This window comes from Kribbella sp. NPDC050459 (assembly GCF_040655315.1).
Lineage (GTDB): Bacteria > Actinomycetota > Actinomycetes > Propionibacteriales > Kribbellaceae > Kribbella.
Map to the genome: position 1 here is coordinate 359,021 of NZ_JBFAJQ010000001.1, position 20,558 is coordinate 379,578.

Genomic DNA, 20,558 nt, shown 5'->3' on the forward strand with positions numbered 1-20,558 from the left:
CGGTGGATCGGGCAGCCCGCGGGGCGAACAAGGTGGACAGATCCGCGGGAGAGCGCTCTCTCAGCCACCATCGTGCGCGCCCCGCGCAGTGTCAACCCGCTGCCGGTTCCGGAACCGCGGAGCGTGTCCGAGGCATTGACAACCGGTCACCGCGTCGGGACCATCGGTGCCGCGAGAGAGCGCTCTCTCACCTCTCTCCGAAGGAGTTCCGCCCCGATGAAACTCTTCTCACTCACGGCAGCAGGCGCGGTCGGCGCGCTGCTGCTGGGCTTTCTGCAACCTGCGGCCGCCGCACCCGCCGCGGGCACCCTGCTGTCGCAGGGCAAGCCGGTGACCGCGTCGTCCAGCGAAGGCGCGTCCACGCCGGCCACTGCCGCTGTGGACGGCGACCTCGGCACCCGCTGGTCGAGCACGTTCCAGGATCCGCAGTGGTTGCAGGTGGACCTGGGAGCGACAGCCACGCTCGACCAGATCGTGCTGCGCTGGGAGGCGGCGTACGCCACCGGCTACCGCATCGAGGTCTCGAACGACGGCCAGCAGTGGAACCAGATCTACACCACGACCACCGGCCACGGCGGCACCGAGACGCTCGCGGTCAGCGGATCCGGGAGATACGTGCGCCTCTACGGGACGCAGCGGGTCGGCGGCTACGGCTACTCGCTGTGGGAGTTCCAGGTCTACGGCACGCCCGGTACGGGCGGACCACCGCAAGGGTCGGGCACCGTCCGTGTCGCCGGCAGCCAAGGCAACTGGCAGTTGCTGGTGAACGACGCCCCGTGGACCGTCAAGGGTCTGACTTGGGGGCCGCCGGCAACGGAAGCCGCGCAACGGCTGCCCGAGCTGAAGTCGATCGGTGTCAACACCGTGCGGACCTGGGGCACCGACGCCAGCTCCAAACCGCTCTTCGACGCCGCGGCCGCGAACGGTATGCGGGTGGTCGCGGGCTACTGGCTCCAGCCTGGTGGTGGACCCGGCAGCGGCGGCTGCGTCAACTACGTGACCGACACGAACTACAAGACCACCATGCTGGGCGAGATCCAGCGCTGGACCACGGAGTACATGGACAACCAAGGCGTCCTGCTGTGGGACGTCGGCAACGAGTCCGTGCTCGGGCTGCAGAACTGCTACTCCGGCACCGAGCTCGAGCAGCAGCGGATCGCCTACGCGACCTTCGTGAACGACGCCGCCAAGGCGATCCACGCCATCGACCAGAACCACCCGGTGACCTCGACCGACGCCTGGACCGGCGCCTGGCCGTACTTCAAGCAGTACGCCCCGGACCTCGACCTGCTCGCGGTCAACTCGTACGGCAACGTCTGCCAGGTCAAACAGGACTGGATCAACGGCAACTACGGCAAGCCGTACATCCTCACCGAGGGCGGCCCGGCCGGCGAGTGGGAAGTGCCGAACGACGCGAACGGCGTACCGAACCAGCCGACCGACGTGCAGAAGCGGGACGGGTACCCGAACGCGTGGAACTGCCTGATGAGCCACACCGGGGTCGCGCTCGGCGCGACGCTGTTCCACTACGGCTCCGAGAACGACTTCGGCGCGGTCTGGTTCAACCTCACGCCGGGCAACGAGAAGAGCCTGGCCTGGTACGCGATCCGGCAGGCGTACGGCGGGCCGGCGGGCGGCAACACGCCGCCGGTCGTCACCGGGATGACGCTCAGCCGGACGACCGACGTACCGGCCGGCGGCACGATCTCGGTGAACGTCGCGGTCAGCGATCCGAACGGCGACCCGCTCACGCACGAGTTCAAGGTCGGCGGGAAGTACGTCGACGGCAGCGGCGCGCTGGTCCCCACGCCGTCGAGCGGCAACGGGCCGTTCACCGTCACGGTCCCGCAGCGGCTCGGCGTGTGGAAGCTGTACGACTATGTCCGCGACGGGCACGGCAACGTCGGCATCGAGACCAGGTCGTTCCGGGTCGTCGCGCCGCCGGTCTCCGGCACGAACGTGGCCCGCGGGAAACCGGCGACCGCGTCGTCGTACCAGCAGGTCGGCAACGGCGCGCCGTACCCGCCGTCGAACGTCACCGACGGCAACGCGACGACCCGGTGGGCCAGTGATTGGTCCGACCCGCAGTGGGTGCAGGTGGACCTCGGGCAGGTCACGTCGTTCGACCGGATCCAGCTGGTCTGGGAGTCGGCGTACGCACGGGCCTACCGGATCGAGGTGTCGGACGACGGCGCCAACTGGCGGCAGGTGTACAGCACCGCCGACGGGAACGGCGACGTCGACGACCTCGCGGCCGGCGGTTCCGGGCGGTACGTCCGGTTGACCGGCACGCAGCGCGGCACCGGCTACGGGTACTCGCTGTACGAATTCGGTATCTACAAGAACTGAGGTCGCGCGGAGTGCGAGAGATACGAGCCGATGCGTCCCGCCGGACGCCGACCTTGGAGGATGTCGCCAAGGCGGCCGGGGTGTCGCGGGCGACCGTGTCCCGGGTGGTGAACGGGAGCACCACGGTCGACCCGCGGATGCGGCACCAGGTGAGGAAGGCGATCGAGACCACCGGGTACATCCCGAACGCCGCGGCCCGGACCCTGGTCAACGGCCGGACCGGAACCGTGGCGCTGGTGATCTCGGGGTCCGACGGCTCGGCCGACCAGCTCTTCCGGGATCCGTTCTTCGGGCGGATCACCGGGGGAGTGCTGCGGCACCTTCGTTCGCGCTCCATGCACCCGACGCTGATGCTCGCCGACTCCGGCCAGGCCCGGCAGGAAGCTGTCGACTTCGTCCGGCGCGGCAACGCGGACGGCGCGCTGCTGGTCTCCACCCACGCCGGTGACCCGTTGCCGCGGTTGTTCGTCGACGCCGGGATCCCGGCCGTGCTGTTCGCGCGGCCGGCGGTCCCGGTGCCGATCAGCTTCGTCGACCTGGCCCACGCCGCCGGCGCCGCGCTGGCCGCGGACCGGCTGGCCGACCGCGGGTGCCGGCGGGTCGTGACGATCGCCGGGCCCGCCGACCTGCCGGCCGCGAACGACCGCCTCGCCGGGTTCCAGCGCGCGATGGAACGCCGGGGTGTGCCGTACGTCGAGGTTGCCCGGGGCAACTTCACGACGGACAGCGGCGAGCGCGCGATGGCCGAGCTGCTCGCGACGGTCCCGGACGCGGACGGGGTCTTCGCGGCGAACGACCTGATGGCGGTCGGCGCCCTCCGCGTCCTGCACGAACACGGGCGATCGGTCCCGGACGACGTCGCCCTGGTCGGCTTCGACGACAGCGAGCCGGCCCGGCTGGCCAGGCCCCGGCTGACCACGATCTCCCAACCGGTCGAGCAGATGGCCGAACGGATGACGGCCATCCTGCTGGACCACCTGTCCGGAGCCACCGAGCTGACCTCGGTGGTGTTCGACCCCGAACTGATCGTCCGCGAATCCGCCTAGTTTCCGCCCCTACTGATTGGACTCGCCATGAAGTACTTGCGGTACCTCGTCATGCTCGCCCTCGTCGCCGGCGGCATCGGCGCCGGCAACGCCGCGGCCTCGACGCAGGCCTGTGGCTCCACCGACGTCGCGCTGAACCGCCCCGCCACCGCGTCATCGACCGAAAATGCCGGACTGCCCGCGTCGGCGGCGGTCGACGGCAATCCGGGGACGCGCTGGGGGAGCGCGTTCTCCGATCCGCAGTGGCTGCAGATCGATCTCGGGTCCAGCCGCTCGGTGTGCCAGGTCGGCCTCAGCTGGGAAACGGCGTACGGAAAGGCGTTCCGGATCGAGCTGTCCGACGACGCCGCCACCTGGCGCCAGATCTACGACACGACCAGCGGTACGGGCGGTACGCAAACACTCGACGTCGCCGGCACCGGCCGCTACGTCCGGATCACCGGTACGCAGCGCGGCACCGGCTACGGCTACTCGCTCTGGGAGGTCGCGGTGCGCACGACTGACGGCAGCGGACCCGTCGTACCGCCCACCGACCCCGCGAACCCTGACTTCGGTCCGAACGTCTCGGTGTTCAGCCCGAGCACGCCGCAGGCAGACATGCAGGACCGGCTCGACCAGATCGCGGCCGAGATGCACACGAACCAGTTCGGCACCCAGCGGTACGCCGTCCTGTGGAAGCCCGGCAGCTACACCGCGGACGTCAACCTCGGCTTCTACACCCAGGCCGCCGGTCTCGGCCTGTCGCCGGACGACGTGAACCTCAACGGTCACGTGCGAGTCGAGGCCGACTGGCTCCAGCAGGGCGACGACCCGAACAACAAGGGCAACGCGACCCAGAACTTCTGGCGGTCCGCGGAGAATCTGGCCGTGACCACGCCGGCCGGTCAGATCGAGCGCTGGGCGGTTTCCCAGGCAGCGCCGTACCGCCGGATGCACCTCAAGGGCGCACCGGAGATCCAGCTGTGGAACGGCGGCGACGGCTGGGCCAGCGGCGGGCTGTTCGCGGACACGAAGATCGACAACACCGTGGTCTCCGGGTCACAGCAGCAGTGGCTGTCCCGCAACTCCGAGTTCGGCGCGTGGAACGGTTCGGTCTGGAACATGGTGTTCGTCGGTACCACCGGCGCACCCGCGCAGCACTTCCCGAACCCGTCCCACACCGTCGTCGCCCAGACCCCGAAGGTTCGCGAGAAGCCGTTCCTGTACGTCGATGCGGCGGGCAACTACAACGTGTTCGTGCCGGCGCTGCGGTCCGCCTCGGCCGGTACCAGCTGGTCGCACGGGCCGGCTGCCGGATCGTCGATCAGCCTCGCCGACTTCTTCGTGGTCAAGCCGGGCGCGACCGCCGAGACGATCAACGCGGCGCTCGAGCAGGGCAAGCATCTACTGTTCACGCCCGGCATCTACCACCTGAGTGACACCATCCGGGTGAACCGGCCGAACACCGTCGTACTCGGTCTCGGCCTGGCGACGCTGATCCCGGACACCGGTCAGGCAGCGATCAGCGTCGCGGACGTCGACGGGGTCAAGCTCGCCGGGCTGCTCGTCGACGCGGGACCGGTCAACTCGCCGGTGCTGATCCAGGTCGGTCCGGCCGGGTCGACCGCGAGTCACACCGCCAACCCGACGTCGCTGCACGACGTGTACGCGCGGGTCGGCGGCGCTCATGTCGGCAAGGCCACGGTCAGCCTGCAGGTGAACAGCAACGACGTGATCGGCGACCACCTGTGGTTGTGGCGCGGTGACCACGGCGACGGCGTCGGCTGGACCGTGAATACCGCCGCCAACGGTTTGGTGGTCAACGGCAACGACGTGACGATGTACGGGCTGTTCGTCGAGCACTACCAGCAGTACGAGGTGCTCTGGAACGGCAACGGCGGCCGCACGTACTTCTTCCAGAACGAGTTCCCGTACGACGTACCGGACCAGGCCTCGTGGTCGAGCGGCGGCGGGACGCAGGGCTGGGCGGCGTACAAGGTGGCGAACACCGTCACGTCCCACGAGGCCTGGGGTGTCGGCAGCTACTGCTTCTTCAGCCCGAACAACTCGATCGTCGCCTCCCGCTCCTTCGAGGTCCCCGACACCGCCGGCGTCCGCTTCCACGACCTGGTCTCGGTCTCCCTCGGCGGCGTCGGCACCATCGCCAACGTCATCAACACCACCGGCGGCACCGCGAACGCCGCCAACCAGCAGCGCTATCTGGTCAGCTATCCCTGACATCGCGTGACCGGGAACTCCCCGACCGTGACGGCGCGGTCGGGGAGTTCCTCGTCGTTCGCCCGATTGCGGCGCGGGTTGATCCGCGGGATAGCCTGGCCAATTGGACTTGGGCGGTTGCTGGTGGAGTGGCATGGGTACGGGAGTCGGATGCTGATCGCGGAGCGGTACCGGTTGGGCGCGTCCTTGGGGCGGGGCGGTATGGGGGAGGTCTACCGGGCGACGGACGAGACGCTGGGGCGTGAGGTCGCGGTCAAGCTGATGCTCCGGTCGGTCGAGAACACCTCGGCGGTGGAGCGTTTCCAGCGGGAGGCGCGGGCCGCCGCGCGGCTGACCGATCCGCACATCGTGGCCGTCTACGACTTCGGGCAGCACGACGACACCTTCTACCTGGTGATGGAGCTCGTCGAGGGCCGGTCGGTCGCGGCCGAACTGGCCGAGAGTGGTTCGCTGTCCTGGGAGCGCGCGATCACGATCGTCGAGCAGGCCGCCGTGGGCCTGGCGGCGGCGCACGCGCAGAACGTCGTCCACCGCGACATCAAGCCGAGCAACCTGCTGGTCGCGGCGGACGGCACCGTGAAGGTCGCGGACTTCGGGATCGCCCACCTGCCGGGAGCCGAGACCCAGGAGCTGACGGTCACCGGCGAGATCCTCGGCAGCCCGCACTACCTCGCCCCCGAGCGCGCCAGGGGGCTGCAGGGCGGACCGGAGTCGGACGTGTACGCGCTGGGCTGCGTGCTGTACCAGCTGGTCACCGGTCGCCCGCCGTTCGTCGGCGACCACCCGACCGCGGTGCTCTACCAGCACGTCGACACGCCGCCGGTCCCGCCGGCTCAGCTGCGCCCGGAGCTCGCCGGTCCGTACGACGGCGTACTGCTGCGGATGCTGGCCAAGGCGCCCGAGGATCGTCCGACGGCCGAACAGCTCACGGTCATGTCACTCGCGGCCGAGTCGTTCCCCACCGTCCCGCTCGTCGCCGAGCCGCCCGCGGGACCACCTCCCGAACCTGTCGCCCCGCCGGTGGCCGAGCCGTTTGTCGAGCCTTCCGGCCGCCGGAAGCCCCTGCTCGTCGCAGCCGCTACCGTGCTGGTCCTCGCCGGCGCGATCGCGGCGGGCGTCGTCCTGCGCAACACCGGGAACGACCTGCCACCGACCGTTGACGTCGGCCCGCGGCCGAGCACGCCAGCTGCCACCCCGACGACCTCGGCGACGACCAGCGACCCGACGACGGCAAGTACCCGGGCTTCCGAGGCCGGAAGGACGACGCGGACCACTCCAACCGCTACGCCGTCGGACACCCCGAGTCCGACCCCGACTCCCACTGCCTCGAGCCCGACTCCGTCCTCCTCGCCGAGCCCGACCCCCTCGTCGTCACCGACCCCGACGAAGTCGTCTTCGTCGCCCACGCCGTCGTCGACTCCCACCTCGACCCCGCCGAGCCCCTCGCCGACTCCGAAGTCGACGAGCACACCGCCCCCGTCGGCCACCCCTACGCCGTAGCGCTCACGAAACCCTGGTCGCCGAAGCGGGCTGGTCCACCAGCAGGGACCGATGCTTGGCGGCGTGGTTCGCGAGGACTGCGGTCGCCGTGCCGGTGAGGGCGAAGATCGCGCCGAGGGCCAGCCAGCCCGGCGTGCCATGGTCGACGCCGGTCGTGGTGACGACCGCCGGGCCGAGCATCAGCGCGAGTGCGAGTCCGGTCTGGCTGAGGCCCTGGTAGGCGCCGGCGCGGGCCGGATCGGCGAGTTCGAACGCCATGCCCCAACTGCCGGCTTCGCCGCGGGTCTCGGCTGCCGAGGAGGCGAGGGCGGCCAGCAGTAGCACCGCGGTCGCGGCGGCGGCACCGAGATGACCCGCGACGGCGAACAACACGCAGGCGACGAGCAGCAGCAACCCGGCCCGGCGGACCGATCGCCCGGCCGTGCGCAGATCCTGGGTGCCCCGCGACGCGCGCACCTGGAACAGCGCGACGTAGGCGGTGTTGACCACCAGCAGCGCCGAGACGACGACGGTCGGGGCTTCGGTGTGGTCCGCCACCCACAGCGGTATGCCGATGCTCGTCAGCCCGAAGTGCATGGCGAGTACGGCGTTGAGCACCGTCGACGTCACGTACGTCCGATCGCGCAGCGGCGAAGGACCCCGCGGTGCTTCCGGGCCGGCCGCGGAATCCATCCGCTCGGCCAGCCCGGAAACCCTGCGGCGCAAGCCGATCAGCGGAAGCGTGCCGAGCATCGTGAGCGCGCCGACGAGCAGCACCGTCAGGCGATAGGCCGTGGCCGTGTCGACCACCAGCGCCAGGCCCGCGAGCAGCGTCCCGATGCCGATACCGACATTCATCACAACGCGCAGCCGGGCGCGGACAGCGACCCGCTCCGGGCCGACGTACCACCGGGCGAGCAACGTCATCTGCGCGGTGCTCTGCAGGCCGCGGGACGCGGAGACGCAGGCCGCCACCAAGACGAAGCTGACGACGTCGCTGGCCAAGGCGTAACCCAGCAGGGCGGCGCCGTTCGCGGCGAGAGCCCACTGCTGCAGCCGATCGGCGCCGATCCGGTCGCTCAGCCGGCCACCGGCGTACGACGCCAGGACGCCGACTCCGCCGGCGACGGTGAGCCCGATGCCGACCGTGGCCGGTGAGAGTCCGACACCACGGGTGAAGTAGAGGGCGCTGACGGCGAAGAACATGCCGCGGGACAGCGAGAGGGCGGCGACGGCGCAGGCGAGGGCCCGTTCGACGGGATCGCGGAGGAGCTCAGGCACCCGTCAGTTGTCGCATCCGCCGCGTCGGGGACGCCACCGATGTAGCGTAGTGCTTCATGATCGAGTACGAGCTCGTCGGCAACGATCTCGGTGAGGTGCGCTTCGCGATCTCGCCGCTGAACGAGCTGGTGCTGTCGCTGCGAACCCTGCGTGACCCGGGCCGGTTCCCGTTGCAGCTGCCCTGGCTGCGGACCACCGAGCCGGCGCGGGCCGCGCTGCGGCTGGACCTGCTTCGCGCGCTGACGAACGACGCGCTGTGGACGCCGGACTTCCTCACACCGCGGCCGTACACCCCGTTGGGCAGGATCGAGGACGAGTTCGCCGCCCTCACCGGCACGCCCGGCGCCGTTGTCCGCGCAGACCTGGCGGAGATCCATCCGGCAGGGCTGCCGCCCGTGCTGCGAGGCCGGCCGGACCGCGTTCTCGCCCGGGTGCTGTCGGCGCTGCGGGAGTACTGGGAGGCCTGCTTCGAGCCGTACTGGCAACGGATGCGGACCGTGCTGGAGGCCGACGTCGTGTACCGCGGGCGAGTGACGGCGCAGTCCGGCCTCGCGGCGATGTTCGCCGACATCGACCCGCAGGTCCGTCTCGAGGAGAGTGTGGTGACCGTGCGGCTGCGCAGCGACCTGTCGTACCGCTGTTCGACCGCGGGGCGCGGGCTCACGCTCGTCCCCTCGCTGTTCAGCAGGCGGGCGTCGGTGCCGATCTCCGCCGACGAGCCGCCGCACATCATGTACCCGGCACGGGGTCTCGGGACCCTGTGGCAGACCGAGACGACCACGCCGCCGAACGCCTTGGTCGGCCTGATCGGCCGGGTCCGCGCGCGGCTGATGAGCCTGCTCGAGACGCCGACGTCGTCGACCGAGCTCGCCGTACGGCTGGGCGTCACGCCGACCGCGGTCAACCAGCACCTGCGGGCGCTGCGCGCGGCCGGTCTGCTGCTGTCCGCCCGCCACGGCCGCTCGGTGCTGTACCGGCGCTCGGACCTCGGCGACCGTCTCGTCCGCGGCGCCGGACCGCAAGGTGCCGTAAACTCGTCTAGTCCAATATTGACAACCACGGCGCCGCGCCCGTAGACACGAGCCGTGCCGATCACCGACCGGGCCGTGCTGGAGTGTTTCTACGGCCCTCTGTGGAGTCCTGCCGACCGCGCCGAGGTCGTCCGCCGCGCACACCGGCACGGCGCCACGGCCTATGTGTACGGCCCGTCCGCCGACGAACGCACCGGGCTGGACTGGCGGCAGCCGTACGGTGTGGACGGCAACCACCTGGACGAACTGGTTGCCCTGACCAACGACCTCGGGATGACGGCCACCTGGCGGGTCTCGCCGGGCGCGCCGTTGCGCCGCGAGCGCGCCATGCAGCTGTCCGACGCGGACGAGCTCGCGCTGCTGATCGACCGGTTGACCGAGATGGTGCGGAGGGGATTCGGCCGGGCCATCATCGCCTTCGACGACCTCGACGCGGAGCTGGATCCGGCCACCCGCTCGGCGTACGCCGATGATCCGCATCCGATGGCGGCTGCCCAGGCCGGCGTGGTCAACGCCGTGCACGATCGGCTCGCCGGCCTGGGGGCCGAGCTGCTGGTGTGCCCGACGCACTACTGGGGCGTCGAGTCGTCGCGCTACCGGCAGCGGCTCGGGGAGTTGCTGCACAGTGATCTGGTCGCGTGCTGGACCGGTTCCGCGGTGATCTCACCGACGATCGCGGCCGCGCAGGTTCGCGCGGTGGCGGAGCAACTCCAGCGCCCGATCTGGCTGTGGGACAACTATCCGGTCAACGACTGGGACTCTGTCGACGGCGTGTTCGCGAACACCATGACGCCCCGGCGTCTCCCGCTGGCCCCGTTGCAAGGCCGGGATCCCGGGCTGGCCGACGTCCTCGCCGGGTACGGCGCGAACGCTGCGCTGCAACCGCTCGCCGGACTGCCTGCACTGTGTACGGCGCTGGACTGGGCGCGCGATCCGCACGGGTACGACGCGGACGCATCGTTCGCGTGGGCGCTGGACGAGACTGGTCAGGGCAAGTCCCTCAGGGTGCTGGCCGAGCTCGCCGGGCCGAGCATCCTGGCCGAACGGCCCGGCCGGGTGGCCGAGGGGTGCCGCCGTGTGCTGGCGGGTCCGGACCCGGCGGCTTTGTCGGCGCTCGACGAGACGATTGCCCAGGCAGCGATCGCGGCTGCGGCACTCGACGGCCCGATCGCCGCCGAGCTCCGGCCGTGGCTCGACGCGCTGCGCACGGTGCTGCCGATCTCGGCCGCCGCTGTTCGCGCGATCGCCGCGGCCCGCGCCGGTGACCCGGTGCAGAACGAGGACATCGCCGCGCTGCGCACCGGCCTCCAGGACTGGCCCCGGATGTCCATCGCCGCTGGAGCGCCGTACGCGCTCGCCGACCACGCCCTCGCTCTGGCCGGCGGCGGCACACCGACCTTTTGATCGGCACGACTTCTTCTTGACGCCCTGGGCCTTACTGGGCCGGAAGGACCTACGGGCAGAGCCATGGTGCCCTGGCGGCCCGGCTTCGCCGGAGGAATTGTCGGGGCATGGCTACGGTCAGCGTCGGACGGGTGAGGGTGTCGGGAGAGACTGTCTTGCTGGTGCTGGTCACCGCGCTGCTGGCCGCCGGTGGAGCCGCGCGGTTCGGCGGACCGGTCCGCGCCGACAGCTTGTGGGCCGCCGCGGATCTGGTGGCGTTGATACCCGCGGCCGTGTGGGTCGTCGCGGATCTGCGGGCCGGCCGGTACGGCGCGGATCTGCTGGCGCTGCTCGCACTGGGCGGCACGCTCGCGGTCGGGGAGTTTCTCGCGGGCGCGATCATCGCGGCGATGGTCGCGACCGGACGTGTGCTGGAGAACGCCGCGCAGCGCCGGGCCGGTCGTGACCTGTCCGCGCTGCTGCAACGGGCTCCGAGCCAGGCACACGTACGACAAGGCGACGACGTCGTCACGGTCGTGATCGGCCAGGTGCGGCAGGGGGACCAGGTCGTGGTGCTGCCCGGCGAGGTGGTGCCTGTCGACGGCGCGTTGCTCGAGGAAGGGACGTTCGACGAGTCGGCGCTGACCGGCGAGGCCGTTCCGGTGACCCGGCCGGCGTCGGACCGGGTGCGCAGCGGGGTGGTCAACGCCGGCGCCGTGGTCGAGCTCCGGGCGACGGCCAGCGCGGCGGACAGTACCTATGCCGGCGTGGTCGAACTCGCTCAGGAGGCCGCGGCGAGCAGCGCGCCGGTCGCGCGGCTGGCCGACCGGATCGCCGTCTTCTTCCTGCCGGCCGCGTTGCTGATCGCGGCGCTCGCGTGGACGATCAGCGGCGACGCCGGACGGGCGGTCGCCGTACTGGTCACCGCCACTCCGTGCCCGCTGCTGCTCGCGGTGCCGATCGCCGTCACCGCTGGGATGTCTCGTGCCTCCAGGGCAGGCGTCGTGGTCAAGGGCGGTGCGGCGCTCGAACTGCTCGGACGGGTGAACACGCTCGTCATGGACAAGACCGGTACGGTGACCGCCGGCCGCCCCGAGGTCGTCGACGTGGTCTGGGCGCCCGGGGCGACCCGCGCAGAGGCATTGGCGTCCGCGGCCGGTATCGAGCAGTACTCACCGCACGTGCTCGCCGGTGCGGTACTGCGGGCCGCCGAGCGCGCCGGTGTGACACCACTGCGCGCCGAATCGGTGACCGAAGAACCCGGTCGCGGCGCTGCCGGAATCATCGATGGCCAGGTGATCCAGGTGGGGAAGCTGCCTCCCGGACTCGTGATGCCGAGTTGGGCACGTGGGGCCGCCCGGCGCGGCCGGCTCGACCTGGCGAGCGTCATCTGGGTCTGCCGGGGCGCCGAGCCGCTCGCGGCGATCTTCGTCCGCGACCGGATCCGGACCGACGCCGCCCGCACCATGCGCCGGCTGCGCGCAGCGGGAATCCAGCGCGTCATGCTGCTCACCGGTGATCATGTCGACAACGCCGTCGAGGTCGCCGGCATGCTGGGCGTCGACGAGGTTCACGCCGACGCGACCCCGGCCGGCAAGATCGAGCAGGTACGGGCGACCCGGGCCCACGGAATCACCGCGATGGTCGGTGACGGCATCAACGACGCGCCGGCGCTCGCCGCTGCCGACGTCGGCATCGCCCTCGGCTCCCGAGGCTCCACCGCCGCGGCGCAGGCCGCCGACGCGGTCATCCTCGACGACCGCATCGACCGGCTCGCCGACGCCGTCGAGGTCGCACGCCGTACCCGGCGGCTCGCCGTGCAGAGTGCCGCGGCCGGGACCGTGCTCTCCCTGCTCGCGATGCTCGCCGCGGCCGGTGGCCGGCTGGGACCTGTGGCGGGCGCGGTCGTCCAGGAGGGGATCGATCTGGTCGTCATCCTGAACGCGCTGCGGGCGCTGGGCGGCCGGACGCGGAAACCGCACACCGAGGCCGACGCGTTGCTGCACCGCTTCGCCAAGGAGCACGAGGACCTGATCCAGGTTCGCGCCGCGGTCAGAGAAGCAGCCGACGCCGTCGCGGGTGGCACCGGTCCACGCACCGACGCGATCGTCGCCCGAACCTACGCACTCCTCGTCGAACGGCTGCTGCCCCACGAGTACGCCGAGGAACACACTCTCTACCCGGCGCTGGCCGAGGTCCTGGGCGGCCCGGAAGGCACCTTCACGATGAGCCGCGAGCACGCGGAGATCGAACGACTGGTTCGTCGCATCGGTCGTCATCTCTCCGAGTCGCGCAGGATCCAACCGGACCAGCTCGACGACCTCCGCGCCACTCTCTACGGACTCGACGCAGTCCTCACGCTGCACTTCGCGCAGGAGGAAGAGGCCTACTTCACCCTCGACACCACCACCGGATCCGGCGACGCGCGTCACCCGTGACCCGCCGCGGCCCGGTCGGCGACGGCAAGGTGGGGCCTGTGGCGGTGCGGCCAGCGGACGAACGACTCCGCCTGCAGGGTGGCCGACGCGATCCGGGGAAGGTCGCGGGTGCGTGGGTAGCAGACGAAGCGCGGGTTCCAGGCCGGCCGGTACTTGGCGTTGGCCCGGTACAGCGACTCGATCTGCCAGAACCGGCTCAGCCCGAGCAGGACGCGATACCGAACCCGTGACGCGACACCTGCTCCGGTCAGACCGCCCCGCTCGAACACCTCGCGGAAGACCGCGAAGTTGAGGGAGATCCGCGTGACGCCCAGCTCCGGACCGGCTCGGACGAGTTCGTTGACCATGAACTCGATCACCCCGTTGCCGGCGTTCGGCGAGCGGACCATCAGATCGAGCGAGAGCCCGTCGTCGTTCCAGGGCACCAGACTCAGAATCGCGACGAGCTCCGCACCGGCGTCGCGGCAGCTGACCACCACCGCGTCGCTGTCCCGGGGATCCCCGAACCGCCCGAGCGCCATCGAGAACCCGCGCTCCGCCTGGCCCGCACGCCAGCCGGCCACCTGCCGGGACAGCTCGTCGAGTTCCCTGCCGTCGATCTGGCGCAACCGGCGGATCTGTGCCACGTGCCCCCGTCGTTCGGCGCGCCGTACTGCCTGCCGGACAGACCGCATCGGCCGGGACGCCAGGCTGAAGGTCGCCGTGTCGAGGACTGCCTCGTCGCCGAGCTGGACCGCCGCCAGCCCATGATCGCCGTAGCTCGACACACCGCTCTCGCTGGCCCCGACGACCCCGGGTGTCCAGGCATAACGGCGAGCTTCGGTCAGCCAGGCGTCGATCGCTTCGGACCATCCGCGCCGCTCGCCGATCGGATCGCCGCCGGCCAGCGAGACGCCCGCGACGACGCGGTACGCCACCGCCGCCCGTCCCGAGGGCGAGAAGATGAGGGACTTGTCGTCGCGCAGCGCGAAATAGCTCAGGGAGTCGTTACGGCTTCCGGCCAGCAAGGCCCGCAGGTGCTCGGCTTCGGCATCGATCTGATGCCGCGGCGCGCGAGCGGTTCGCAGCGCCACGAGCACTGTCGTCAGTGCTACGACGACTCCCAGCAGGAGCAGGGTGGTCTCGAGTCGCTGACGAGCTTGCGCCGATTCGAACTGTGCCGGTCCGCTGACACCGACGAAACCGAGCCAGACCTCGCTCATCAGCTTCGGCATCGGGAGACGCCGAGTCAGAGCGTCCGGGTCGGCCAGGAGTGCGCCCGCGCCCACGAGCGTCGCCAGCAGGAGCGACGCCAGGAACGTGAGCGCGACGGTACGCCGGCTGCCCGGGTCCGGACGACCCGTGAACGCCGAGCGGGTGATCACCAGCAGCACGATGACCACCATGGCCGCGATCGACTCCCCGATCGATCGGGCCAGTCCGTTGAGGACCAGCAGGCCGGTCGTCGCCGCCAATGCCCCCACCCAGGCACGCCGCTTACGCCGTGCGAGACCTCGCGACAACAGAACCAGAACCACCCCGAGCGGCACGGCCGCGCCCGCCGCCTGTGGTACCAGGACCGGCAGTACGTCGGTCAACGCCTCCAACCGTGGCCGCAGCGGCGGGCTGATGGCGTCGAGCACGCTCACGACACCGAGCAGGCCCACCAGGACGGCGATCCACGGTGCCCACCGTGCCTGGTCACGCGGTGCGTCCGCGGTCCGTCGGTCTCGCCGCCTGTGCATGTCAGTCAGTTCACGCCGGGGCGGGCGTGATGCGGAAGACGGGATAGTCCGCGGCGATGCGCTCGAATTCGGCGAGCGGAGCGGTGCGGTCCACCGGCAGGTGCGCCCTCGCGCCGGGGGCCAGCTCCAGGAACTTCTGCAGGATCGCCGCCCGGGCGGCCGGTTCCACCTCCACGAGCCGTACGGGCTCGCGGTGACCGGAGCGAAGGACGGCCCGTCCGTCGGCGGCGCGGACGTTCCGCACCCAGTTGGTGTGCTCGCCCAGCATCGAGACCAGGTACCGCTGACCGTCGTACGGCGTCAGCACCAGCGGGAACGAGATCGCCTTGCCCGTACGCCGCCCGACCACCTCCAGCGTGACCGCCTGCCTGGGCGCGGCGATCCGGTGCGCGTACTGGACCGCCCCGATCCGGTTCAGCACCCGCGCGAGCCGGTTCGGACGGCCGCCCCGGTACATCCACCGATCGAGCCGGTGCAGCATCCCCGCGGATGTGGTGTCAGCCTGCTTCATGAGTCCTCCGCCGCTGTGCGTACTTCGATCGTGTGCCGGGCGGTGCGTCGGACGAACGGGCGAAGGTCCTGAGCGGTGTCGGCAGACGGCCCGGACCTGGCCGGGGGAGACGCCGGTGCATGGCAGGATGCGGCGTATGGCGACGTTCAGGCATCCGCTTCGGGTCACGGAGGCGGCGCGCGATCAGCCGGTCACCACGTTGGAGTTGTTCTTCGACCTGGTGTTCGTGTTCGCGCTGACGCAGATCACCGCGCTGATGGCGCACGACTTGACGTGGCACGGTGTCGTCCGCGGACTGCTGCTCGTCGGGCTGCTCTGGTGGAGCTGGATCGGGTACGCCTGGCTGTGCAACATCGTGAAGGCGGACGTCGGAGCGTTCCGCGGTGTCCTGCTGCTCGCGATGGCGGCGATGTTCGTGATCGCGCTGGCGATCCCGGAGGCGTTCCACGACCTGCCCGGCGGGCTGCCCGGACCGGTGGTCATCGCCTGGGCGTACTTCGCCTTCCGGGCGCTGCACCTGGTGCTGTTCTGGATGATCGCCGACGGGGATCGCGCCCTGCGCCGTACGCTGGCGCGGTTCACGCCGTCGATGCTCGGCGGCACCGCGCTGCTGCTGGTCGCGTCGCAGTTCCACGGCTGGACCCAGACCGCGCTCTGGGCGGGCGCGCTCGCGGTCGACTACGGCGGGACGTACCTGATCGACGCGCGCGGATGGCGGTTCAGGTCCGCCTCGCACTTCGCCGAGCGGCACGGACTGATCGTGATCATCGCGCTCGGCGAGTCGATCGTGGCGATCGGCGTCGGCGTCACCGATCTGCCGATCTCCTGGCCGGTCCTGATCGCGTCGCTGCTCGGCCTGGGGGTCTCGGCCGCGCTGTGGTGGATCTACTTCGACGCGACCGTGCACTACGGCGAGCACGCGCTGGCGGCGGAGCCCGAGGAGACTCGGTCGGTGATGGCCCGCGACGCCTACACCTTCTGGCATTTCCCGATGGTGACCGGCATCGTGCTGCTCGCGCTCGGCCTGAAGAAGGTCCTGGAGTACGTCGCCGACGCCGAGCACCACGACCTGTCGGACCCCTTGAAGGGCCCCGGTCTGTACGCGCTGTACTTCGGCGTCGTGATCTACCTGCTCGGTCACGTCGGCTTCAAGTGGCGCACGGTGCACGTCGTCGGCACGACCCGGCTGGCCGCGGCGGTGACGCTGATCGTCGCGGCGCTGCTCGTCGGCAAGGTGCCCGCCCTGGGGCAACTCGGTGTCGTGGCCGCGGTGCTGGCCGCCCTGGTCGTCGTCGAGTCCGTCTACTACGCCCGGGACCGCGCCCAGCTGCACCACACCGGCGACCAGGCGTCATAGCGGAGAAAAGTGCCCGAGTCCGGGACCAAGGGCCCTGACAGATGCGCGGTGCAGGGGCCATGGTGGAGGGGACGAACAAACCTGGGGAGGGACCATGCAGGCCGAGTTCCGGACAGTTCGTGAGCAGCCGACCGCCGTACTGCGGGCGACTCTGGGGCGCCGTGATGTTGTCGACTGGTTCGACGCCGCCTTCGCCACGGTCGCCGACTACCTGTACCGGCACGGCGTCGCGGCGTGCGGGTTCCCGTTCTCCCGCGACCACCTCCTCCCCGACGGCAGCTACCTGCTCGAGGCGGGGTTTCCGGTCGGTACGAGGATCAAGGGCGACGGGGAGGTCCGGCCGTCCAGCCTGCCGGCTGGGAAGGTCGTGGTGGCCCGGCACATCGGGTCGTACGCGGACGTGGCGGACGCCTATCAGGCGATCGACGAGTGGCTGAAGGCAGAGCACGCGATCCGCACCGGCGACGCGTGGGAGGTCTACCGCGGAGCGGGCGGCGACCGGGCCGGACAGACCGCCGAGGTCGTCCAGCCCTTCCGCCTCGTACCGGTCGGCAGCCTCACGCACTGACCGGCGAGGCCTCAGCTGACGCGTACGTGGGCGCGCGCCGCGGCGGGGTTGCGCATCTTCAGCAGCGGGGTCCCGATGCCGTAGGTGAGGAAGAAGCCCTCCGGGAAGATCTCGACGATCCGGGTGTCGGCCAGCCGCTCGGCCGGCACGAGCGTGGCCAGCTGTGACGACAGCGAGTCGATGTCCAGCGAACCTCGCGGATGGACGACCGCCCTGGCATGGAAACTGATGGTGGCCGGCGGGATCGGCCAGATCAGCGAGAGCAGACCGCCGCGCCGCACCGGCACGGTCACCGCCACCTGGCCGGTGACCGGGATGTGCCTCGCCTTCCAGCTGTCGGGTGCGACGGCCGCGTACAGCCGGCCGGGGGCGGCGACGTACACGACGCCGCTCGACCTGGGCTCGCCGGCCGGCGTGACGTAGCTGAGCACGGCGAACGACCGCTTCTCGAGCTGCTTCCAGACCTCCGCGCCGGTCGGTCCGGGCGTCCGGGGCTGCTTCACTCGGTTGTCTGTCTCGACCATCGGCCTGCCTTTCGAGCTGTTGAAGGGTCGCGCCCGCTCAGCGGATGACGGCGACGGGACAGGGGGCGTGGTGGAGGACGTGCTGGCTGACGGAGCCGACCAGGAGTCCGGCGAAGCCTCCGCGGCCGCGGGATCCGACGACGATGAGATCGGCGGAGTCGCCGGCGCGCAGGATGGCGCGGGCCGCCTGGCCGTTGATCAGCCGCGTCTGCCACGGCACGTCCGGATAGTCCAGGACGGCCCCGGCGACCGACTCGGCGACGAGCAGCCGGCTGGACTCCTTCACGTCCTCCTCGTCGAACTGCAGCATCGACTCGCCGTCGACGTAGGTGAGATACGGGCTGGTCCAGGCATGGACGGCGACCACCCGGGCGCCGAGCGCGTCGGCGTGCTCGAAGGCGAAGCCGATCGCCCGGGCCGAGGTCTGCGATCCGTCGACGCCGACGACCACGGTCGGCTGGTCGGCGACCCGCGGCCGCTGATCGGGCGGTACGACGACGACCGGGCAGGGCGCGTGCATCGTCACCTGCATCGCCACCGAGCCGAGCATCAGGCCGGTCCAGCCGCCCAGGCCGCGGGAGCCGAGAACCATCAGCCGGGCCGCTGCGGCCTCCTCGACCAGTTGTTTCGCGGCCACGCCGTCCAGGAGAACCGCCTCGACCTGCAGAGCGGGATGCCGGAGCCGGATCCCCTCGGCGATGGCGTTGAGACCGCGCTCCCGCAGCGCCCGAAGCGTCGCGAGCGGGACGGTCTTGCCCAGCGAGGGGCGGGTCGCGATGACCAGCTGGAAGACCTCCGCGATCCGCAGCGGAGCGTGCAGCCGGACCGCTTCGGTGGTCGCCCAGTCGAGCGCGGCCAGGCCCGCGGGCGAACCGTCGTACCCGGTGACGACCGGAGCGGGTCGTGTGGTCATGTGCCCCCCTCGCAGGCACGCGCTGAGCCGCGTGGCCACGACCAGTCGACAGCGCCGCGCGATCCGTGTTCAAGGGCCGATGGGCCTCATCGGTCGTGCCGTTGGGCCCTGCTGCCGCTGCCGTGCGCGAAATTGGGACTTCGGACCCTAGCCGGGCGAGGCCTCGCGGCTGATCGTGGAGCTATGACGTAGTCGGCCGCCCTGGCGTCCGACGGGGGGAGGCTCCGCCATGGGGTCTGGTTCATACTCCGATTCCGAGGGGACGGCGGGTGCGCAACTGGCGCTCTACCGGGCCGTCTGGTGGGGGTTCTGCGGGGCGTTCATCGTGATCTGCGGTGCCGCGGCGGCGCTGTTGCTGCCGTCGGACATCCTGTTGCTCGCGCTGGCGCTCGTTCCGGTGTCCGGTGCGACGGCCGCGGCGATGTACGGCGGCGACACCGACTGGCTCTCCCGCTGGACGAGATGGCAGGTTGCCGTCACCGTGGCCGTCATCGCGGGCGCGAGTACGTTGATCCTCGGCCTCACCGACGTTCTCGGGTACAGCGTGCTCTGGCTGGTCCTGCTCCTCGGAGCGAGCTCACCGCCCGCGGTGCGGTGGTACCGCGGGGGACCGCGGATCGGCCGCGCCGGACTGCCCGAACGCAGTACCGCGGAGCTGTGCCGGCAGTGGCGCGACAGTTACGACGCGCTGCGGCGGGCGACGAGCGACGCGCACCGGCTGCGGATCGTCCTGGAGCGCCAGCACTGCTTGGACGAACTCGGCCGACGGGATCCCGAAGGCCTGCAAGCCTGGCTCGCTTCCGCCGCCAGCGCGGCCGGCGATCCCGAACGGTTCCTCAAGAGCCAATAGAGCCAATAGAGCCAACAGAGCCAATAGAGCCAACAGGTCAGCGGAGGCGTTCGAGATGGGGTGCGAGGAAGCCGAGGATCTCTGTGTGGACTTCGGCGGAGGCGCTGATCACGGCGCCGTCTTCGGTGCCGAGCGGGGCGCCGCGCAGGTCGGTGATGATGCAGCCGGCGGCTTCGGCGAGGGCGAGGCCGGCGGCGAAGTGCAGGTCGTTGCGGAGTTCGCCGTCGGTGACGTACGCCGCGCGCCGGCCGGCTGCGACCCAGGCGACCCCGAGGGTCGACGACAGGACCCGCGGCGAGAACTGCGCCCGGAACGCGACATCGGCGACGAGCTGGCCGCTGACGGAGGCGGCGCCGGTGGGCCGGTCGGCGTTGATCTCGACCAGTCCGGTCGCTACGGAAGGCACCAGCGGGTGGTCGGTGCCCGCGTGCCGGACCTGCGCCGACAGGAAGTCGGTCCAGAAGGTCTCCTGCGCGACCGGGTCGGCAGCCGCCGCGGCGATCGTGCGCTCGCCGTCGAGCAAGGCCACGTTCACGACCATCAGCGGCGTCGTCGCCGCGAAGTTCAGCGTCCCGCACAGCGGATCGATCAGCCAGCGACGGGCGGTGGCCGCCGGTCCGGAGCGACCGAACTCTTCACCCTCGCGCGCGTCATCGGGCCGCCGGGCCGAGAGCACCGCGGTAATGGCCCGCTCCGCGTCGAGGTCGGTCTGGGTCGCGAAGTCGGTCGCCGACTTCGCGAACCTCAGATGTTCACGACCGTACGAGCCCGCGACGACCGCCGCGCCCGCATCGGCTGCCTCGATCGCCACCTCCGCATCACTCATCGCCATGCGCCGACCCTAGCCGCTGGCCCGAGGTCGGTTCGGTGGTACGTCGGGGTACCGG

16 protein-coding genes are annotated in these 20,558 nt (G+C 71.1%); 10 read left to right on the forward strand and 6 right to left on the reverse strand.

What is annotated here, in order from left to right:
• Positions 1–216 precede the first annotated feature (216 nt).
• From AB0I12_RS01755 to AB0I12_RS01770, 4 genes are all read left to right on the forward strand, one after another.
• A complete protein-coding gene (locus AB0I12_RS01755) occupies positions 217–2,349 on the forward strand; it encodes a discoidin domain-containing protein (protein WP_359923090.1) in 2,133 nt (710 codons plus the stop codon).
• 11 nt (positions 2,350–2,360) lie between these two features.
• A complete protein-coding gene (locus AB0I12_RS01760) occupies positions 2,361–3,395 on the forward strand; it encodes a LacI family DNA-binding transcriptional regulator (RefSeq protein ID WP_359923092.1) in 1,035 nt (344 codons plus the stop codon).
• Between the two features lie 27 nt (positions 3,396–3,422).
• Positions 3,423–5,612 carry a discoidin domain-containing protein gene (locus tag AB0I12_RS01765; RefSeq protein WP_359923095.1) on the forward strand — a complete coding sequence of 730 codons (2,190 nt, stop codon included), beginning with the start codon at positions 3,423–3,425 and terminating at the stop codon, positions 5,610–5,612.
• 150 nt (positions 5,613–5,762) lie between these two features.
• Positions 5,763–7,112 (forward strand): serine/threonine-protein kinase, encoded by a 1,350-nt coding sequence (locus AB0I12_RS01770; RefSeq protein WP_359923098.1) that lies wholly within the window; start codon positions 5,763–5,765, stop codon positions 7,110–7,112.
• Between the two features lie 3 nt (positions 7,113–7,115).
• Here AB0I12_RS01770 and AB0I12_RS01775 read toward each other — a convergent pair whose 3' ends face one another.
• Entirely contained in the window at positions 7,116–8,372 is a 1,257-nt protein-coding gene (locus AB0I12_RS01775) for an MFS transporter (RefSeq protein WP_359923101.1), read from the reverse strand.
• A gap of 56 nt (positions 8,373–8,428) precedes the next feature.
• On the opposite strand from AB0I12_RS01775, the gene AB0I12_RS01780 reads away from it, so the two are divergent.
• From AB0I12_RS01780 to AB0I12_RS01790, 3 genes are all read left to right on the forward strand, one after another.
• A complete protein-coding gene (locus AB0I12_RS01780; protein WP_359923104.1) occupies positions 8,429–9,448 on the forward strand; it encodes a DUF5937 family protein in 1,020 nt (339 codons plus the stop codon).
• A 9-nt stretch (positions 9,449–9,457) separates the two neighbouring features.
• A complete protein-coding gene (locus AB0I12_RS01785; RefSeq protein ID WP_359923106.1) occupies positions 9,458–10,807 on the forward strand; it encodes a beta-N-acetylglucosaminidase domain-containing protein in 1,350 nt (449 codons plus the stop codon).
• Between the two features lie 131 nt (positions 10,808–10,938).
• Complete coding sequence (locus AB0I12_RS01790) at positions 10,939–13,224, forward strand: heavy metal translocating P-type ATPase (RefSeq protein ID WP_359923109.1); 2,286 nt, start codon at positions 10,939–10,941, stop codon at positions 13,222–13,224.
• Here AB0I12_RS01790 and AB0I12_RS01795 read toward each other — a convergent pair.
• On the reverse strand, positions 13,215–14,948 hold the full coding sequence (locus tag AB0I12_RS01795) for a phosphatidylglycerol lysyltransferase domain-containing protein (protein ID WP_359923112.1): 1,734 nt from the start codon (positions 14,946–14,948) through the stop codon (positions 13,215–13,217). The genes AB0I12_RS01790 and AB0I12_RS01795 overlap by 10 nt on opposite strands.
• Before the next feature lie 10 nt (positions 14,949–14,958).
• On the reverse strand, positions 14,959–15,459 hold the full coding sequence (locus AB0I12_RS01800; protein ID WP_359923115.1) for a nitroreductase family deazaflavin-dependent oxidoreductase: 501 nt from the start codon (positions 15,457–15,459) through the stop codon (positions 14,959–14,961).
• Positions 15,460–15,595: 136 nt separating this feature from the next.
• Between AB0I12_RS01800 and AB0I12_RS01805 the strand changes: the two genes are divergently transcribed.
• Positions 15,596–16,816, forward strand: a complete 1,221-nt coding sequence (locus tag AB0I12_RS01805) for a low temperature requirement protein A (RefSeq protein WP_359923118.1) — start codon at positions 15,596–15,598, stop codon at positions 16,814–16,816.
• Between the two features lie 94 nt (positions 16,817–16,910).
• Complete coding sequence (locus AB0I12_RS01810) at positions 16,911–17,384, forward strand: GyrI-like domain-containing protein (RefSeq protein WP_359923121.1); 474 nt, start codon at positions 16,911–16,913, stop codon at positions 17,382–17,384.
• 11 nt (positions 17,385–17,395) lie between these two features.
• Here the strand turns inward: AB0I12_RS01810 and AB0I12_RS01815 are convergent, their stop codons facing one another.
• Together AB0I12_RS01815 and AB0I12_RS01820 are read right to left on the reverse strand one after the other, a co-directional pair.
• The gene (locus AB0I12_RS01815) at positions 17,396–17,908 is read right to left on the reverse strand and encodes a pyridoxamine 5'-phosphate oxidase family protein (protein ID WP_359923124.1); all 513 of its coding nucleotides are present in this window, start codon (positions 17,906–17,908) and stop codon (positions 17,396–17,398) included.
• Positions 17,909–17,945: 37 nt separating this feature from the next.
• Positions 17,946–18,821 (reverse strand): universal stress protein, encoded by an 876-nt coding sequence (locus AB0I12_RS01820; protein ID WP_359923125.1) that lies wholly within the window; start codon positions 18,819–18,821, stop codon positions 17,946–17,948.
• Positions 18,822–19,050: 229 nt separating this feature from the next.
• Between AB0I12_RS01820 and AB0I12_RS01825 the strand changes: the two genes are divergently transcribed.
• Complete coding sequence (locus AB0I12_RS01825) at positions 19,051–19,671, forward strand: hypothetical protein (RefSeq protein WP_359923128.1); 621 nt, start codon at positions 19,051–19,053, stop codon at positions 19,669–19,671.
• 37 nt (positions 19,672–19,708) lie between these two features.
• Here AB0I12_RS01825 and AB0I12_RS01830 read toward each other — a convergent pair whose 3' ends face one another.
• Positions 19,709–20,503, reverse strand: coding sequence for an inositol monophosphatase family protein (locus tag AB0I12_RS01830; RefSeq protein ID WP_359923130.1), 795 nt, complete (start codon positions 20,501–20,503; stop codon positions 19,709–19,711).
• Between the last annotated feature and the right edge of the window lie 55 nt (positions 20,504–20,558).

What these genes read in the sequence shown, in the direction of transcription:
- AB0I12_RS01755 (WP_359923090.1), top strand. Translation starts at nt 217, where the DNA reads ATGAAACTCTTCTCACTCACGGCAGCAGGCGCGGTCGGCGCGCTGCTG.
- AB0I12_RS01765 (WP_359923095.1), top strand. Translation starts at nt 3,423, where the DNA reads ATGAAGTACTTGCGGTACCTCGTCATGCTCGCCCTCGTCGCCGGCGGC.
- AB0I12_RS01770 (WP_359923098.1), top strand. Translation starts at nt 5,763, where the DNA reads ATGCTGATCGCGGAGCGGTACCGGTTGGGCGCGTCCTTGGGGCGGGGC.
- AB0I12_RS01780 (WP_359923104.1), top strand. Translation starts at nt 8,429, where the DNA reads ATGATCGAGTACGAGCTCGTCGGCAACGATCTCGGTGAGGTGCGCTTC.
- AB0I12_RS01795 (WP_359923112.1), bottom strand. Translation starts at nt 14,948, where the DNA reads ATGCACAGGCGGCGAGACCGACGGACCGCGGACGCACCGCGTGACCAG.
- AB0I12_RS01800 (WP_359923115.1), bottom strand. Translation starts at nt 15,459, where the DNA reads ATGAAGCAGGCTGACACCACATCCGCGGGGATGCTGCACCGGCTCGAT.
- AB0I12_RS01805 (WP_359923118.1), top strand. Translation starts at nt 15,596, where the DNA reads ATGGCGACGTTCAGGCATCCGCTTCGGGTCACGGAGGCGGCGCGCGAT.
- AB0I12_RS01810 (WP_359923121.1), top strand. Translation starts at nt 16,911, where the DNA reads ATGCAGGCCGAGTTCCGGACAGTTCGTGAGCAGCCGACCGCCGTACTG.
- AB0I12_RS01815 (WP_359923124.1), bottom strand. Translation starts at nt 17,908, where the DNA reads ATGGTCGAGACAGACAACCGAGTGAAGCAGCCCCGGACGCCCGGACCG.
- AB0I12_RS01820 (WP_359923125.1), bottom strand. Translation starts at nt 18,821, where the DNA reads ATGACCACACGACCCGCTCCGGTCGTCACCGGGTACGACGGTTCGCCC.
- AB0I12_RS01825 (WP_359923128.1), top strand. Translation starts at nt 19,051, where the DNA reads ATGGGGTCTGGTTCATACTCCGATTCCGAGGGGACGGCGGGTGCGCAA.
- AB0I12_RS01830 (WP_359923130.1), bottom strand. Translation starts at nt 20,503, where the DNA reads ATGGCGATGAGTGATGCGGAGGTGGCGATCGAGGCAGCCGATGCGGGC.